Genomic DNA, 15,884 nt, shown 5'->3' on the forward strand with positions numbered 1-15,884 from the left:
GGCCTGTCTGTTTTATTTTCGAGTTGGAGTTTTTTTCTTCCGTCGTTTTTTGAACAGGGTTTCGTAGTCGATATCGAGCTTCTGGATCTTGTAGCGCACCATGCGCTCGGTAATGCCGAGCTCGCGGGCGGCGGCGCTGATGGTGCCCTTGTGCCGTTTGAGCGAGTCGACGATCAGGTCGCGCTCGAGCATGGCGACGCGCGCCTTGAGCGTATGCTGGTTGCTGCCGGTTGCGGCAATGGCCACGGGCGTCTGCAGGGTGGGCGGCAAGTCGTGGCCATGGATGACGCCATCCTCCCGGCCCATGAGCACCGCGTATTCGATTGTGTTTTCGAGTTCGCGCACATTGCCTGGCCAGTGGTAGGCCATCAGCATGTTGATGGCCGGGGTGCTGACGCGGCGGATTTCGACCGCCATCTGCTTGGCATACTTCTTCACGAAAAAATTGGTGAGCGTCAGGATGTCGTCGCGCCGCGCGCGCAGGGCGGGCAGGTGGATCGGGAAAACGTTGATGCGGTAGAACAAGTCCTGCCGGAACTGGTTTTCGAGAATCGCGGTTTCGAGGTCGGCGTTGGTGGCGGCGATGATGCGGACGTTGGCTTTGCGCAGCTCGTTGCTGCCGACGCGTTCGTAGGTGCGTTCCTGCAATACGCGCAGCAGCTTGACCTGGGTGGTGGGGGAGAAGTCGCCGATTTCGTCGAGGAAGAGGGTGCCGCCTTCGGCTTCCTGCACCCGGCCGATGCGCGTTTGCAGCGCCCCCGTGAAGGCGCCTTTTTCGTGGCCGAAAAGTTCGCTCTCCAGCAGGTTTTCGTTCAGCGCCGCGCAGTTGACCTTCACGAAGGGTTTCTTTGCCCGGCCGCTGCTGTAGTGGATCGCGGCGGCCACCAGCTCCTTGCCGGTGCCCGACTCGCCGCGGATCAGCACCGTGGTGTCGGAGGCGGAAACCTGGTGGATGCGGGTATAGACCTCGTGCATCAGGTGCGAGTTGCCGATCATGTTTTCCGGCTGGAATTTTTCCATCATCTCCGTGCGCAGCCGCAGGTTTTCGGATTCGAGCACTTCGCGCTCCATGCGCGAGGTCCGCCGCGCCGAAACGTCGTTGGCGATCATGGTGGCGACGATGGAAAGAAACCGCGCGAGCTCGTTGAGCTCGGGCAAGGGCCGCGCATCGCAATCGACCGAAAGGGTGCCCACGGTTTCGTTCTCGACCATGATTGGAACGCAGATGAAGCTGAGCTTTTCGTCGGACCGCCCATGCAGGCGCCCCTTGAAGCGGGGCTCGTCCGAAACAAGCGGAACCACGCGCAGTTCGCCGGATTCGAGCACCTGCCCGGTAATGCCTTCGCCGCGGCGGTAGGCCGCGCCCTCGGCCTGCCGCACTTTAAGGTCTTTCACCGCCTCGACGCGCAACTCGCGTCCGTCGGCCGTGAGCAGCATCAGTGTTCCACGCTTCACGCTGCGGCTTTTTTCAAGCACATCGATTACTTCGAGGAGAACCTCTTCCTGCTGCGATTTCGAAGAGAGAGTACGGGCGATGTCGGCCAAGGTTTCGAGCTCCTTGATGTGCCGCTGGTCACAGAGGGTTGGATTATCAAACTTACAATTTGGCATTTGCTATAGGTCATTTTAAGAGTCGAAATTACAATTATGTTGCAAAGTGCACGCCTTCCGACATGTTCGGAACCTAGTATTGCATCAGCTGTGCCAACGGGGTTTGGGGCATGGCGGTTGAGCCGTCATTTGTGGGGATCGCAGTCGCCTTCCGCCCCCGCCCACGAACAATTGCACGTGTAGGTGGTGGCGTTCTCTTCGATCACCGGGAGGCCCAGGCTGAAGTTGGCGGTGAGGAGCGGGATGCGTTCCCCGTGGTGGTCGATGTATACCTTGCGGCAGGAGGATGCGGAGACGAGCTGCATAGAGCCGCAGTGGGGACAGGCGGGAGGATTATTCATAAAACATATTCCGGAGCTGGCGCGGGGTGACGGGCTGCTTGGTTTCGAGGGCGTGGTTGCGGATTCGGTTGAGCAGCCAGCCGAGCGGCTCCTTGCCGGGATTGATATGGATTTTTTCAAGGGCGTGGCGGAGCGCCGCCTCGCCGGAATGGACGCCGAGCACGATCTGCGTGTCGTCGGTGCGGCCGATATCGGCGGCGGAAAAGGGTTCGTAGGCCGCCCGGTGGTTGAGCACGGCGTGCACATGGATGCCCGACTCGTGGCTGAAGACGTTTTTCCCGATGATCGGGAAGCACCGGGGCGCTTCCATTCCGGCGGCCGGCAGAACGAGGTTGCACAACGGGGTCAACAGGTGGGTCTTGATGCCCAGCTCCGGCACCGCCATCGCCACCTGTTCGAAGGCGGCGTTGCCGGCGCGTTCGCCGATGCCGGCGACGGTGACGTCGGCTGCCGCTGCTCCGCCTTCGTAGGCGGCGAGCGTGTTGGCCGTGGCCATGCCGAGGTCGTTGTGGGCATGGAACGCCAGTTCGAGTCCGGGAACGGCTTCGTGCAGTTCCTCAAAAAGTGCCCGCGTTGAGAATGGGTTCAGCACGCCCACGGTATCGGCGATCCGCAAGCGGTTCGCTCCGAGTCCATGCACGCCGCGGGCAAAGGCAAGTAAGAGGGTGCGGTCGGCGCGTGCCGAATCCTGTGCGCCGACGGAAACATATCCAAACCGCCGCAAGGCTTCGGGCAGCACCTTTTCGAGGGTTTCGAAAACCCATGCCTCGGATTTGCCCAGGGCCTGGAAGTGGTGGCCGGAAAGGGGGAACGAGAGGTGGACGGATTCAAGGCCGGCGGCTTCGGCGGCGTCGAGGTCGGCCAGCGCGGCGCGGCACCAGCCGGTGATTCGGCAGGGTAGGTTGAGCGCAAGGATGGCGGCGATGTCCTCCTGCTCGGTGCGGCCCATCATCGGGATGCCGGCCTCGATCTCGCCCACGCCGGTTTCGGCGAGGGCGATGGCGATCCCGATTTTTTCTTCTCGCGTGAAGACCGCGCCGGGCATCTGTTCGCCGTCGCGCAGGGTGGTGTCGATTAAATAAGGGGATTTCATTGCATCCCCATAGCGCGAGGTGTGCCAGCCCCGTACCGACCAAGGAGTCCAAGGCGTTAAGTTGTTGGTTTTAAATGGTTAAGTTTTTGGCATTCCTCTTGATGGCTTCGACGGCGGTTCGGAAAGAAATGTCGGAACGGTACCAATGCGGTGCGGGCGGGTGCCGCAAGCCATGCAAATGCAGGGGGATAGGCAAACTTCGACATTTATTTCCTAGCCCTTGGTGAAAAACACGAAAAATGTTGGACTTGTTCCTGAGGGGTGGAGACGTCCTCCCCTGCCGGGTTGGCTCGTACTAATTAGTGTTTGCAGCCAAAGACATCGCTGCGCGTGTTCAGGTTGTGGCACCAGTCGCCTTCGTTCCTTTTCCTAGAAGTAAACGGCGGCCGAGCAGCCGAAGTTGTAGCGCTCTTTCCAATCGTTCTGGCTACCGAGCCGGGTCAGCTCCTGCATAAGGAACAGGTCGAACGACAGGGGCTTGAGCGGGACGAGCTTGACGCCTCCGCTGAACCGGTTGCGGTAGAAACTGTTGTCCTGGAAGTTATAAATCAGTTCATCGGCGATGTAGGGTTTGATGCTCCATCCGGTGAACCCCTGGGTCGGTTGCAGCGTGAGCTTGGGACGGAAATCGGTGATAGCGTCCACCGAATCCAGGTCGGTGTGGAACAAGCGCAGCCGCGTTCTAAGATTCAATCCGCGCCAGCTGGCCGAGTTGTTCAGGTTGAGCAGCCAGGTGGGCTTGCTGATCCAGTCGGACTCCTTGGAACGGGCCGTGATGTAGCGGAAGGCGGGGGAAAGCCGCCAGTTTTCGGCAAACGCCCAGCCCAGCTCCAGCTCGGTGTGGTGATAGTAGTGGAAGCTCCCCTTTTCGGTGTAGCGGTGGTTTTCCACCAGTTTCAGCGTGAACGAATCCGAAAGCGGGCCCTTGACGGCACCTTCTAGCCGGATAATGTTTTCGGAGGCATCCCAGGCCCGGCAACGTGTTGCCACACCCAGCGCCGCCCAGGCGAGGACTACAACGGTTGCAAACTTCACCTAATACTCCTTGTAAACCGCAAGTCCTCTGGTAACCAGTTCATCGTTGATGTTGATGAAACCGCCGTCCTGCTCCAGCCAGATTTCGGCGAGGTAGCGGCCATACTTGCCTCGTTTGTCCTTGATGGTTTCGAGGAGCACCTCCTTGCCGAGGATACGTCCGCGCAGGTAGTCGCGCGCAACCTTGCCCGCTTCCTTTTCGTCGCCGCGCATCTCCGGAGCATTGATCCGGTGGAGCCGTAGCTTTTCGCCCTTGATGGCCGTTTTCAGCCCCAGGTCGATTTCCACGGTGACCGTGTCGCCGTCGTACGCATCCGTTACCAGTGCCTTGTAATGGTATAGCCAGTCTGCATTTTTCATGAACCGAGTGTAGGCCAAATGGCGAATGACTTCAAACCCCATCTTGGTGACCTGCCGGTTAAGACCGTTTGAAATGGGCGTCGCTCCCCCCGGAAACTAAAGGCCGGTGTCTTGGATGATGTTGGCCTTGGTTTTTTGGGGAAGGCGGGGGATGCGGTCGAGGTCGTCGGCGGAGTTGATGGGGCGGAGTTCGATGATGCGCGCGGCGGTGGCGGGACCGACGCCCTTGATGGCTTGCAGTTCTTCGGCGGTGGCGGTGTTGATGTTGATGGGGCCTTTGATGGCGGCGGAGTTGGTGATGGCGTTGAGCTCGGCCACCTCCAGGCGGGAGGCGGCGCGTAGTTCGACCAGGCGGTCGGGGTTGGTGGCTTTCCAGATTCCCTGTTTCTTCAGGGCCGCGACGGTTTCCTTGTCGTCGAGGCGGGCGGCGGCTTCCTTGTAGTGGGTGCCGTCGGGGAGCTCGCGGCGGTAGCCGTAGGAACGGGCGTATCCGTGTTCAACCAGCAGTTCGGCGAGGTCGTGCCCGTCGGCGGTGGTAACGAAGGCGAAGACGCGCCCGCCCGGTGACCGCCCCATGGCATCGGCATACGCGGTGTGGACGGTGAAGGGTTTGGCCAGCTGCTTTTCGGTAAAGTTCGCGGCTTCCTTGCCATACTCGAAAACCTTCCGCTTGTCCGCCATGCCGAAATGCTGCGCCTGCTCGCGCACGCGCCGGGCATCGGATTCGGTGGTGGCATGGGTTTCCGGGCAGTCGACATAGTAGAGGCGGACGACCTGCTTCTTGTCGTTGTGTTCAATCATGAAGCTGTCGCCGTCGTTGCCGCCATAGTCGGCCAGCACCGCGCCATCTAGCCGCACCAGTTCGCCGCCGAGGCAAACGCCAGTGAACATCGCTATTGCCAAAACTATTCCCGATCGTTTCATGCAAGGAACATATCCACGAAATAGACTGAATACACGAAACTAATTGCAACAGACCCACAAAAAAAGGCTGTTCACGGAAGTGCTTTTTTCCCGGGAACCGATCGCAGAACCTCTTCAGGTATTGTTCTCGGCAAAGCGCAGCTTTCAACCACGGAACGCACGTCGCCGGGCACGTGGCATATGCGTCTACCGGCGTTGGCCGAGGAACGGTGCTCCGCGCCGTTTTGTTTCACCGACGCTGGAAAAGAACCCGCAGGATGTTGCAGTTATGCTGACGGCCGTCAGCATAACTGCAACATCCTGTGGTGGGTTTCGATCTGTGCAAAGGTCGAATTCAACGGGGTTCGGAAGTGCATGCAGGGACAACGGCTCCCTGTTTTTCCAGCTCAAGACGCTCTTCCGTGAAGAGGCAAAAAAAAGACGGCTGGAGGCCGCCTTTTCGGGGGTGTGTTTCCAGCTGGCCGAAGCTCTAATCCAACACCAGGATCTCGATGTTGCGGAACTGGCACGGGTGGCTTTCGGCTTGGAGCGAGATATGGCCGCCGTTCATGGGCGTGCCGTCATCGAAGCGGGCATTGGTATATTCCATGACCAAGTCCCCGTTGATCCAATGCTGGATGGTGCCATCTTTGACGACCGCCTCAGCCTTGACCCATTCGCCGAACGGTTTGGATGGGATCGTGCTTTTCACCGATCCCTTCACCTCTTTGCCGTCCTTTTCGACCATGCACCCCGGCGTGAACAGCGAACCGGTGGTGCGGGTGTCGCCCAAAAGCTGGAATTCGGCGGAGTTGGGGAAGTTTTGGTTGACCTCCATGTTGGAGGGGTGGGGGCAGTGGAGCATGATGCCGCTGTTGGCGTAGGCCCATTTCGGCGCACCCGGAACCTGCTCGCCAATGAAGCGGTATTCGCAACGGAAGCGATAGTTCGTGTAGGGCTTGTCGGTATGGATGTGGCCAAATTCGCCGGTGAATTTTTCGCCGGCATAGTCGGCGTAGGAAACCGTCAGGAGTCCATCTTCCACGCGGAACATGTTGCCGGGGTTTTCGCCCATTTCGGATTTGGCGATCTTGACGATCCATCCATCCAGATCCTTGCCGTTGAACAGGCTGGTATATTCGCCTTCGGCGAGGGCGGCGGTGGATAGGGCGAGTGTTGCAATGAGGGTGGGCAGTCGTTTCATGGTTGTTCCTTGAAGGTTCGTAGTTCCGCCTGCAGGCGGAACTACGTGCTTTTTCCTATCCGTTCAATTCCCAGCCTTTGCGATACGTTTTCGAGAGGAACGCATTGGCGGCGGGTTCGTTGGTAACCACGCCGGCCTTGGCGTCGTAGGTCAGTTCCTTGCCGGCGCGGTGGGCGGCGAGGCCGAGCATCAGGGTTTCGATCATGCGGCCGGCATAGTCGAAGTCGCAGTCGGTCTTAAGGTCGCCCTTGCAGGCGTTGAACCACTGGTGCATGAAGCCGCCGATCGGTGCGCGCGGTTCCTTGGGCGGCGTGTAGTAATCCATTCCGGTCTCTTTTCCGAGTGGAACCAGGATGCGGTTGTTGAAGTCGGCGATGAGTACGCCCTTGGAGCCTTTGAACATGGCGCCGTGGCCAATCTTCTCGAGGTCGATCGCGCTGTTCGGCGATTTGGGGCGCGGGCCGCCCTGGTACCAGGCCAGGCGGATTTCGTCGCGCCAGTCGTTGGCCGGCATGGTGAAGATGGCGGTGAGCTCGGAGGGGCAGACATCGGGGTTGACCGCATCGCCGAAGGCCTTGATCTTGGTGGGGCGGTCGGCATCGATGGCGTTCCAGGCGAGGTCCATGGTATGGCTGCCCATATCGCCGATCTGCCAACTGCCGAAGTCGTCGTACATGTTCCATTTGAGGCAGCCTCTTCCGGGCTTCAGGTCGAAATAGTCGGGGTTGTAGGCGTGGAATTGGGTCGGGCCGATCCACTGTTCCCAATCGATGTTGGCCGGCGGGGCGCCGGTGGCAGGGAGGTAGGCGGTTTTGTCGTGCGTGCGGTTGCCCCAGGTATGGACGTCCTTGAGCTCGCCGATGGCGCCGCCCTTGATCATTTCGGCCACGCGGTCGAAGTTGGGCAGGGCGTGGCGCTGGGTGCCGTGCTGGGTGGCGAGCTTGTGCTTGTTCTTCAGGTAGACTTCGCGGACGGCGCGCGCCTCGGCCACGCAGTCGCCCAGGGGCTTTTCGCAGTAGACGTGCAGACCGCGGTTCATGGCCCAGATGGAGATGAAGGCGTGGTGGTGGTCCGGGGTGCAGATGACCACGGCGTCGAGATCCTTTCGCTCCAGGCATTTGCGCCAGTCGGTGTATTGCGCCGCGCTCGGGAATTCCTTGGCGGCCATGGCCATGCATTCGCCATGCACGTCGCAAAGGGCGACGACGTTCTGGGTTTTCAGGTCGTGGTGGTGCTGCCGTCCGCGGCCATAGGCGCCGATCAGGGCAATGTTGAGTTTGTCGTTTCCGGCCGCCAACGTTCCGCTGGGAAGGAGGGTCAGGCCGGCGCCGGTGGCGATGCTGGATGCGAGGAAGGTTCGTCTTCTGGTATCGATGTTCATGTTGTTTTCTCCTGATTAAATTTCAAAGTCGTCGACTTCGCGGTAGGCCTGGATCAGGCGCTGCTCGCCTTCGGCGCCCGGGCGGCTGATGCCGTGCTCCATGCCGACAATGCCCTTGTAGCCTTTGTCGTAAAGGTGCTTGAAGACATTCTTGTAGTTGATCTCGCCGGTGGTGGGTTCCTTGCGGCCCGGAACATCGCCCACCTGGATGTAGGCGGTCTCGTCCCACGCGCGGTCGATGTTGTTGATCAGGTTGCCGATCTCGATCTGCTGGTGGTAGAGGTCGTTGAGGATCTTGCACGATGGGCTGCCGACGGCCTTGGCGATGGCGTAGGCCTGGGGGACGGTCTTCAGGAAGACGCCGGGATGGTTCATGTAGTTGAGCGGTTCCATCACCATCACGAGTCCGTGGGGTTCCATCAGCTCGGAGCAGTATCTGAGGTTGTCGACCACATTGGCGAACTGGTAGTCGTAGTCGAGGTTCGGATTGTCGGCGCCCAGCACGATGGTGGTCCACTTGGCGTTGACGCGCTTGGCGGTTTCGATGGCTTGGTCGCACATTTTTTTCAACTCGGCGCGGACGGCCTTGGGATCGGCATCCACTCCCTTGCCACGGTTCTTATCGCCCATAATGTTGGAGGTGAGCATGTAGGTGTTCATGCCGAAGCCCGTCACGAAAACGCCCATGGTCATGCCGAGCGCGGCCAGCTTGTCGCCGATCCTCTGCTGGAGCTCGACCGGCTTGTTCATCATGCCGTTGTCTTCGATGCCCCGGAAGCCGTTGTCGTACATGAACTGGATCTGGTCGAGCGGATCCTTCCCCGCACTATTCACAAAATGGCGGAAACCGGGGGCATACATTAGCTTGAACGGGGTGGCTGGGTTTTGTGCCGAAGCGGTAGTCGCCAGCCCGGCCGCTCCAACGGTGGCCAATGTGGTGGTTGTTGCTGCGAATGTCCTGCGGTTCATCATCTTCTCCCCTGGGTTGTTAGTCTATTCCCACTAAACGAAGCACAATTGCCCATAGTGGACATGCCCGAAAGGCCTGTTCTTGTAGAAACGGGGCAAATCCTTGTATGAAATCCGCATGCATGCATCTTCAGCGGGCGGTTTCCGACGCTGCGCTTCGGTGTCATTTAATTTGAGGCAACTCGCTTGGGCGCGAGGGCGCGAGAAAGATCTCGACCGGTTTTCTGCCGGGGGCTACACTCCGCTTAGTTGATGAAAGGAGTATAGTGATGAGTTTACTTCTGATTGTTCTGAAGGTTGTGGCGAGTCTGGCTTTTCTTGCGGCCGGCTCCGCCAAGTTGGCCAAGGCGAAAACCTTGGTTGAGCAGTTCCACGATTTCCGCTTGCCGATGGAGATTATGTATTTCATCGGGATTCTCGAAATATTGGGTGCTGTTACGCTATGGTTCGATTTCCTAACGATCTGGGTCTTGTCGGCGCTCGCCTGCCTGATGCTGGGGGCGTTGAAGAGCCATTTTTTCGCCAAGCATCCTATTTCGAGGCTAATTCCCGCCGCCGCCCTGTTCGGCCTCTGTGTTTGGGCCGCGCTGTTGGAAAACTGGCTGTCTTAGGCATCCAGGAGCCCATCCTGCGCGGTTTGCCCGGCTGGATTGCGCGGGGTGGTTGAAATGGATGGAACCTCTTTACTTTGCCTTCCGATTCCTTATGATGCCACCATCCAACGAAAGGTCGGGCAATGAATAGACAGTACGCACGGTTCATCGATATGGCGCCCGCGGATGCCCCCGGCACCCGCTAACGGTTCATGGGACGCAGGCGCAGACGGCGGAAGCCGGGAAAATGGACGGTCATCCTCCTCGTGGGGGTTGCCGTGTGGTTTGTGCTCGAGGGGCGCTTCTATTTCCCAAAATACATACGCCCGCCCGGGGATGCCGAACCCGTGGTGGTTGAACTGGACACCACGTCGTATTGCCATTGCCGAAAATGCTGCAGCTATAAATGGCTCGCATTCATTCCCTATCAAAAAACGGGGACTTTCAGTGGCCGCATAAAAAAGATCGGCGTTACCTCGTCCGGGGCAACGGTGCGCCCCGGTTCCATTGCCGCCGATATCTCGATCTATCCCTATGGCACCATCATGCACGTTCCCGGCTACGGTTATGGGCGCGTCGAAGACACCGGTGGCGCGATCAAGGGGCGGCATATCGACCTCTACCGCCCGAACCACTGGTTCGCCCGGTCGTGGGGGGTGAAAAAACTCAAGGTCAAGGTTTGGTTGCCGCCCAAGGAAGATCCGCCGCAGCAAGAGGCGCCTGCCAATGTGGGTTCGTGATCCATTTCTGTTGCCTGGGAAGCGCTAATGTCTTATAAGCTTTTAAACTTTAAATGGAGGTATGCAATGAAAGGTATGGTTAAAGGTCTCGTTTGTATTGCGGTTCTGGCGTCGGTGGCGGTCGTGGAAGCCCAGACGAAGTTTCCGCTCAGGGTGGATATCGATGTCTCCGCAAAGTCATCCCGGAAAAGTATCGGGGCCGGCATGGACGGCGAAGCCAAGACCGAGCAGGTCCAGGTACGCGTCAAGGTCCGCAAGTCCAGCTCCCAACCGTGGGACAATCCGGTTAGCGCGGAACTCTATGTGATCGGCAAGCAGATCCATACCGGCTACTACGGCATCATCGACGTCCAGAAGGGCGAGTTCAAGTTTTCCAAGGAAAACGACAACACCTTCGAATACACCAGTCCGATGTACACCCTCGGCCGCACCAGCGGAAACATTAACGTGGGCGGTTCCTACGAGACCTATCTCGTGGTCATCTCCGACCACAACGGGGAAGTCATCGATACCCGCTCCGGTCGCCACATCAAGGACAAGGGCATTGAATTCATCCGCAAGCTCGGCAAAAAGACCCTGTTTGACCGCGATGGCAATGTGATTGGCGAACTCGAAAATCCCGGCAAAGCCTTCAAGAAGGCCATCCCGAGTGCCACCGATCCGGGCAACGAATACTAGGCTGGAATCTTTTCTGGTGCAAAGCGGCTCCGATTGCGGGTCGCTTTTTTTTTTACCCTCCCCGAAAAGCACCGTGGCCCCCCTATTGGCCGGCGCGCCAAAAATACCTGAAAAGCAGGCTCCAATCCGCCATCGCTTTGCGGTAGGTTTTCCGGTCTTTGGGGAAACGCATGATCGATTTCATACAGGTAAGCAAGCAGTTCGGCACGCAGGACGTGCTGAAGTCGGTGACGTTCCGGATCAACGCCGGCGAGCGTATTGGCATCGTCGGCCCCAACGGCGCGGGCAAGTCGACCATCTTCGGGTTGATCGGCCACGACATCGAGGCCGACAAGGGCGAGATTGTCATTCCGAAGCACACCCGGATCGGCTACCTCCACCAGCAACTCAATCCGCACGCGGTCGATCTCAACCTGCTCGACTATACCGAGGATTCCATTCCCGAGCTCAAGACCATCCCCGTCCGGATCCACGAGCTGGAAGCGAAGATGGAAACCTTCGGGCCCGAAGAAAAAGAGCGGGCGCTCAAGCAGATCGGCAACCTGCAGCACGACTACGAACATCTGGGCGGCTACGAAATGCGCGCCCGGGCCGAAGCCGCCCTCTGCGGCCTCGGCTTCCACGTCGAGGAATTCGCCAAGCCCTTCGCTTCGTTTTCCGGCGGATGGCAGATGCGTGCCGAGCTCGCGCGCACCCTGATTGCCAGTCCCGACCTGCTGATGCTCGACGAACCCTCCAACTTCCTCGACCTCCCGGCGGTGGAATGGTTGCAGAAGTTCCTGCGCGCCTACGAAGGCACCATGCTGCTCATCTCCCACGACCGCTACCTGCTCCGCTCCCTCGCCACCGTAACGATCGAAATCGCAGGCGGAAACGCCACCCGCTACCAAGGCGGCTACGACTACTATCTCAAAGAACGCGAAGACCGGATCCACCACCAGCTCGCCGCCAAGAAAAACCAGGATCGCGAGATCGAGCAGATTGAAAGCTTCATCCGCCGCTTCCGCGCCAAAAGCACCAAGGCCACCCAGGTGCAGAGCCGCATCAAGCAGCTCGAAAAAATGGAACGCATCGATGCGCCCGCCACCCTGGCCAACCACTCCAAAATCCGGATCGGCGAGCCGCCGCATAGCGGGCACGAAATCATCCGCCTCGAAAAGGCCGGACTCACCTACGACCGGCAACGCTGGATCTTCCGGGATCTGGACCTCAATATCAACCGCGGCGAAAAGGTGGGGTTTGTGGGCTACAACGGCATGGGGAAAACCACACTGCTCCGCTCGTTGGCCGGCGCGCTGCAACTGAGCGCGGGCAAGCGCGTGCTGGGGCATAAGGTGGTGGTCGGCTACCAAAGCCAGGACTTCGCCGAAACCATGCCGCCGGAAAAAAGCGTCTTCCACATCGTCAAGGAGGGAAACCCCGCCGCGTCCGAGTCCGATGTCCGGAAACTGCTGGGCGGTTTTGGCTTCAGCGGAGATTCGGTCGAGAAAAAGTGCGAGGTGCTCAGTGGCGGCGAAAAGATCCGCCTTGCCTTTGCGCGTCTCTTCATCGATCCGCCCAACTTTCTGCTGCTCGACGAGCCGACCACCCATCTCGATGTCAACGGGCGCGAGGCGCTCGAATCGGCGCTCAAGGCCTACAAGGGGGCGCTCTGCGTCGTTAGCCACGATGTCACCTTCGTCCGCAACATTGCCGGCCATATTGTTGCGATCGATGATACGGGCGTCTCCCGCTTCCCGGGAGGGTACGACTACTATCTCGAGAAAGTCGAACAGCGTACCGCCGGTGGCCAGCAGTCACCTGGAGGGGCGGCGGCCTCGCCGACCCCTGCAACCGCAAAGCCCGCCGCCAAGGGCAAAGACGCGCGCAAAATCCGCGCCCAACAACGCGAGGCCGAAAAGGCGCTGAAGAAAATCGAGAACAAGATTGAAAAGCTTACCGATGAGCAGACCGCCCTCTCCGAGGAAATGATGTCCCGTCGCGATGCTGACTTCGCAGCCATCAACACCCGCCTCGCCGCAATCCAGAAGGAAATCCAAACCCTGGAATCCCAATGGGAGCAAACCGCCGAGGAGTTGGAAGGATGATTTGCCCCTGTGGAAGCGGTATCTTGTTCGATGGGTGTTGCGGAGCAATCCTTGCCGGAAAACGCAAAGCCGGAACCGCCGAGCAACTGATGCGCTCGCGTTATACAGCCTATGTGGTCAAGGATGTCGATTACCTGGTGCGAACCACGCACCCATCCACCCGCACACCGTCCTTGGCCAACTCCATCCGCCTTTGGATGGAGCAGGTCGAATGGCTTCGCCTCCACGTGTTGTTCTCCGGCGACGACACCGTGGAATTCATCGCCGAATACATTTCCGATGGCAAACCCGGGCAGCACCACGAACGCTCTGCCTTCAAAAAGGAAAAGGGTGAGTGGTTCTACGTAGGCGATGAGCATGAATCCTAAAAAGCTACCCATCTATGAACTCCGTGTTGAATTATCGGATGCGCTGAAGGCCGGAAACCGCATCATCATCGAGGCGCCGACGGGGTCGGGGAAATCGACCCAGGTGCCGCAGATCGTGCTCGACTGCGGCAACGCCGGCCCGGGTGAGGTGGTGGTGCTGCAGCCCCGGCGGTTGGCGGCGCGGCTGTTGGCCAAGCGCGTGGCGTTCGAGCGCAACGAACCGCTGGGCGGGGAGGTGGGCTACCAGGTGCGCATGGAGAAACATGTTTCCGCCAAGACCCAGATCCGCTATGTGACCGAAGGCATCTTGCTGCGCCAGTTCCTTTCCGATCCGCAACTGCGCGGGGTTTCGACGATTGTTTTCGATGAGTTCCACGAGCGGCATATCTATGGCGACATCACACTCGCTCGCGCCCTGCGTTTGCAGAAGACCCGACCCGACCTGAAAATCATCGTCATGTCGGCAACGCTCGATGCCGGGCCGTTGCGCGAATACCTTGCCCCCTGCAGGGAGCTCAAAAGCGAAGGCCGCATGTTTCCGGTCGAGATCTGTTATGCCAAGAAGCGCATCGACTTCCGCCATCACCCGATGTGGGAGGCCGCCGCCGATGCCTTTGAGCAGGCGATTGAGTCCGGTGCGGAGGGCGATGTGCTGGTCTTCATGCCGGGCGGCTACGAAATCTCCCGCACGGTCGAGGCGATCCGCGGCCGAAGGTGCGCACGCGGCTTTGCCGTGTTGCCGCTGCACGGCGAGCTCTCTGCCCACGACCAGGACGCGGCCGTGGGGGAGTGCGACCGGCGCAAGGTGGTTGTGGCCACCAATGTGGCGGAGACCTCGATCACCATCGACGGCATCCGCATCGTGATCGATGCCGGCTTCGCGCGCATCGCGCGCTACGATCCCAACCGTGGCATCGATACGCTGCTGGTCGAGCGCATCAGCCGGGCCTCGGCCGACCAGCGGACGGGGCGCGCCGGGCGTACCGCGCCGGGAACCTGCCACCGCCTCTGGACGGAGCAGGAGCACGTTGCCCGGCCGATGCAGGAGCTGCCGGAAATCCTGCGCCACGATCTGGCGGAGGTGGTGCTGACGCTCAAGGCGGGGGGCATCGACGATGTGGAAAATTTTGAGTGGCTGGAACCGCCCGATCCAAAATCGCTGGCGCGTACGCTGGCGTTGCTGGCCGATTTGGGGGCGATCGACCACGCCGGCAGGCTGACGGCCGTCGGCCAAAAAATGGTTTCGTTCCCGATGCACCCCCGCTACGCCCGCATGCTGCTCGCGGGGCAGGAATATGGGTGCGTCCGCCAGGCGTGCCTGATTGCCGCGCTGACGCAGGGACGTTCGATTCTGGAGCGCAACAAGGGGGCGGAAACGCGCGGGACCCGCGACGAAGTGCTGGGCGAAGACGACGTGTCGGATTTCCAACGGCTGATGCGCGCGTGGAGTTTTGCCGATCAAAACCAGTACAGGGTCGATGCCTGCCGTCGGTTGGGTGTGCATGCCGGGGCGGCGCGCCTGGTGAAGCCGCTCTATCAGCGTTTCATGAAAATTGCCGAACAAGAGGGGTTGGATATCAATGCCCGGGCACCTCTCGATGAAGATCTGCAGAAGTGCATCCTGCTGTCGTTCTCCGACCAGGTGGCCAAACGGCGCGACCGGGGTACGCTGCATTGCGCGGTGGTGCATGGGCGTGCCGGCGACCTCGACCGCGATACGGTGGTGCGCGACGCGGAGCTCGTGGTGGCGGCGGAAATCCGCGAAATTGAAGGCCGCGGTTTGAACGTGCGGCTCAACCTGTGCACGGCCATTTCCGAAGCGTGGCTCGATGAGCTTTTCCCGGAGGATATCGAGGAAAAGACCGAAGCGGTTTTCGATCCGGTGTTGAAGCGCGTGGTTTCCAAAGAGTGCAAATTGTTCCGCGGCCTGGAGCTGCAGGCCAGCATGAAGCAGGCGGTCGATCCGCAACAGGCGGCGGAAATCATCGCCGAGGAGGTGTTGGCCGGTCGGCTCGAACTCTATAAGTGGGATGAGGCGGTCGAAACGTGGATTGCGCGTGTCAACTGTTTGGCGGAGGGCTGTCCCGACTATGGCATTCCGGCCATCGATGAAGAGGCGCGGCGCGCGATGGTGCAGGAAATCTGCCTCGGGGCCGTCTGCAAACGCGACCTGAAAGACCGGCCGGTATGGAAGGTGGTCAAGTCGTGGCTATCGGCGGCGCAGCTCGACCTGATCGATAAGCAGGTGCCGGAACGGATCAAGTTGCCGAGCGGCCTCAACGCGAGAGTGCGCTACGAGGCCGGGCAACCGCCGGTGCTCTCGGCCTCGATCCAGAAACTCTACGATCTCAATGAAACGCCAAGGATCGGTTTCGGCCAGATTCCTGTGGTGGTTGAAGCACTCGCCCCGAACCAGCGTCCGCAGCAAAAAACCCAGGATATGAAGTCGTTCTGGGAAAACGCCTATCCGATGCTGAAAAAGGAATTGAAGGGCCGATATCCCAAGCACGAATGGAGATAG

At 59.9% G+C, this 15,884-nt stretch carries 15 protein-coding genes; 6 read left to right on the forward strand and 9 right to left on the reverse strand.

Annotated features, from left to right (window positions below; translation table 11 throughout):
• Positions 1–12: 12 nt before the first annotated feature.
• From E9954_RS23050 to E9954_RS23090, 9 genes are all read right to left on the reverse strand, one after another.
• Positions 13–1,611, reverse strand: coding sequence for a sigma-54 interaction domain-containing protein (locus E9954_RS23050; RefSeq protein ID WP_136081639.1), 1,599 nt, complete (start codon positions 1,609–1,611; stop codon positions 13–15).
• 125 nt (positions 1,612–1,736) lie between these two features.
• Complete coding sequence (locus tag E9954_RS23055) at positions 1,737–1,952, reverse strand: hypothetical protein (protein ID WP_136081640.1); 216 nt, start codon at positions 1,950–1,952, stop codon at positions 1,737–1,739.
• Positions 1,945–3,045: a homocitrate synthase/isopropylmalate synthase family protein gene (locus E9954_RS23060; protein ID WP_136081641.1), complete on the reverse strand. Its 1,101-nt coding sequence runs from the start codon at positions 3,043–3,045 to the stop codon at positions 1,945–1,947. The genes E9954_RS23055 and E9954_RS23060 overlap by 8 nt, the downstream gene beginning before the upstream one ends.
• A 369-nt stretch (positions 3,046–3,414) precedes the next feature.
• Positions 3,415–4,080 carry a DUF2490 domain-containing protein gene (locus E9954_RS23065; RefSeq protein ID WP_136081642.1) on the reverse strand — a complete coding sequence of 222 codons (666 nt, stop codon included), beginning with the start codon at positions 4,078–4,080 and terminating at the stop codon, positions 3,415–3,417.
• A complete protein-coding gene (locus E9954_RS23070) occupies positions 4,081–4,482 on the reverse strand; it encodes a thermonuclease family protein (protein ID WP_222847288.1) in 402 nt (133 codons plus the stop codon). It lies immediately after the preceding gene.
• Between the two features lie 54 nt (positions 4,483–4,536).
• Positions 4,537–5,331, reverse strand: a complete 795-nt coding sequence (locus E9954_RS33540) for a helix-hairpin-helix domain-containing protein (RefSeq protein ID WP_168442516.1) — start codon at positions 5,329–5,331, stop codon at positions 4,537–4,539.
• Between the two features lie 502 nt (positions 5,332–5,833).
• The gene (locus E9954_RS23080; protein ID WP_136081643.1) at positions 5,834–6,547 is read right to left on the reverse strand and encodes a 3-keto-disaccharide hydrolase; all 714 of its coding nucleotides are present in this window, start codon (positions 6,545–6,547) and stop codon (positions 5,834–5,836) included.
• Positions 6,548–6,602: 55 nt separating this feature from the next.
• A complete protein-coding gene (locus E9954_RS23085; RefSeq protein WP_136081644.1) occupies positions 6,603–7,928 on the reverse strand; it encodes a Gfo/Idh/MocA family protein in 1,326 nt (441 codons plus the stop codon).
• A 15-nt stretch (positions 7,929–7,943) separates the two neighbouring features.
• Entirely contained in the window at positions 7,944–8,900 is a 957-nt protein-coding gene (locus E9954_RS23090; protein ID WP_136081645.1) for a hydroxypyruvate isomerase family protein, read from the reverse strand.
• A 266-nt stretch (positions 8,901–9,166) separates the two neighbouring features.
• Between E9954_RS23090 and E9954_RS23095 the strand changes: the two genes are divergently transcribed.
• The 6 genes from E9954_RS23095 to hrpB all read left to right on the forward strand — a co-directional run bounded on the left by E9954_RS23095 (position 9,167) and on the right by hrpB (position 15,884).
• The gene (locus E9954_RS23095; protein WP_136081646.1) at positions 9,167–9,508 is read left to right on the forward strand and encodes a DoxX family protein; all 342 of its coding nucleotides are present in this window, start codon (positions 9,167–9,169) and stop codon (positions 9,506–9,508) included.
• 194 nt (positions 9,509–9,702) lie between these two features.
• The gene (locus E9954_RS23100; protein WP_136081647.1) at positions 9,703–10,230 is read left to right on the forward strand and encodes a 3D domain-containing protein; all 528 of its coding nucleotides are present in this window, start codon (positions 9,703–9,705) and stop codon (positions 10,228–10,230) included.
• Between the two features lie 66 nt (positions 10,231–10,296).
• Positions 10,297–10,908 carry a hypothetical protein gene (locus E9954_RS23105; RefSeq protein WP_136081648.1) on the forward strand — a complete coding sequence of 204 codons (612 nt, stop codon included), beginning with the start codon at positions 10,297–10,299 and terminating at the stop codon, positions 10,906–10,908.
• 170 nt (positions 10,909–11,078) lie between these two features.
• On the forward strand, positions 11,079–12,995 hold the full coding sequence (locus E9954_RS23110; RefSeq protein WP_136081649.1) for an ABC-F family ATP-binding cassette domain-containing protein: 1,917 nt from the start codon (positions 11,079–11,081) through the stop codon (positions 12,993–12,995).
• On the forward strand, positions 12,992–13,363 hold the full coding sequence (locus tag E9954_RS23115) for a YchJ family protein (RefSeq protein ID WP_136081650.1): 372 nt from the start codon (positions 12,992–12,994) through the stop codon (positions 13,361–13,363). Before E9954_RS23110 ends, E9954_RS23115 begins: the two co-directional genes overlap by 4 nt.
• A complete protein-coding gene (hrpB, locus tag E9954_RS23120) occupies positions 13,353–15,884 on the forward strand; it encodes an ATP-dependent helicase HrpB (protein WP_136081651.1) in 2,532 nt (843 codons plus the stop codon). Before E9954_RS23115 ends, hrpB begins: the two co-directional genes overlap by 11 nt.

This window comes from Pontiella desulfatans, from assembly GCF_900890425.1.
GTDB lineage: Bacteria > Verrucomicrobiota > Kiritimatiellia > Kiritimatiellales > Pontiellaceae > Pontiella > Pontiella desulfatans.

Coding starts and splice junctions, on each gene's coding strand:
- E9954_RS23050 (WP_136081639.1), bottom strand. CDS start 1,611: ATGCCAAATTGTAAGTTTGATAATCCAACCCTCTGTGACCAGCGGCAC.
- E9954_RS23055 (WP_136081640.1), bottom strand. CDS start 1,952: ATGAATAATCCTCCCGCCTGTCCCCACTGCGGCTCTATGCAGCTCGTC.
- E9954_RS23060 (WP_136081641.1), bottom strand. CDS start 3,045: ATGAAATCCCCTTATTTAATCGACACCACCCTGCGCGACGGCGAACAG.
- E9954_RS23070 (WP_222847288.1), bottom strand. CDS start 4,482: ATGGGGTTTGAAGTCATTCGCCATTTGGCCTACACTCGGTTCATGAAA.
- E9954_RS33540 (WP_168442516.1), bottom strand. CDS start 5,331: ATGTTCACTGGCGTTTGCCTCGGCGGCGAACTGGTGCGGCTAGATGGC.
- E9954_RS23080 (WP_136081643.1), bottom strand. CDS start 6,547: ATGAAACGACTGCCCACCCTCATTGCAACACTCGCCCTATCCACCGCC.
- E9954_RS23085 (WP_136081644.1), bottom strand. CDS start 7,928: ATGAACATCGATACCAGAAGACGAACCTTCCTCGCATCCAGCATCGCC.
- E9954_RS23090 (WP_136081645.1), bottom strand. CDS start 8,900: ATGATGAACCGCAGGACATTCGCAGCAACAACCACCACATTGGCCACC.
- E9954_RS23095 (WP_136081646.1), top strand. CDS start 9,167: ATGAGTTTACTTCTGATTGTTCTGAAGGTTGTGGCGAGTCTGGCTTTT.
- E9954_RS23100 (WP_136081647.1), top strand. CDS start 9,703: ATGGGACGCAGGCGCAGACGGCGGAAGCCGGGAAAATGGACGGTCATC.
- E9954_RS23105 (WP_136081648.1), top strand. CDS start 10,297: ATGAAAGGTATGGTTAAAGGTCTCGTTTGTATTGCGGTTCTGGCGTCG.
- E9954_RS23110 (WP_136081649.1), top strand. CDS start 11,079: ATGATCGATTTCATACAGGTAAGCAAGCAGTTCGGCACGCAGGACGTG.
- E9954_RS23115 (WP_136081650.1), top strand. CDS start 12,992: ATGATTTGCCCCTGTGGAAGCGGTATCTTGTTCGATGGGTGTTGCGGA.
- hrpB (WP_136081651.1), top strand. CDS start 13,353: ATGAATCCTAAAAAGCTACCCATCTATGAACTCCGTGTTGAATTATCG.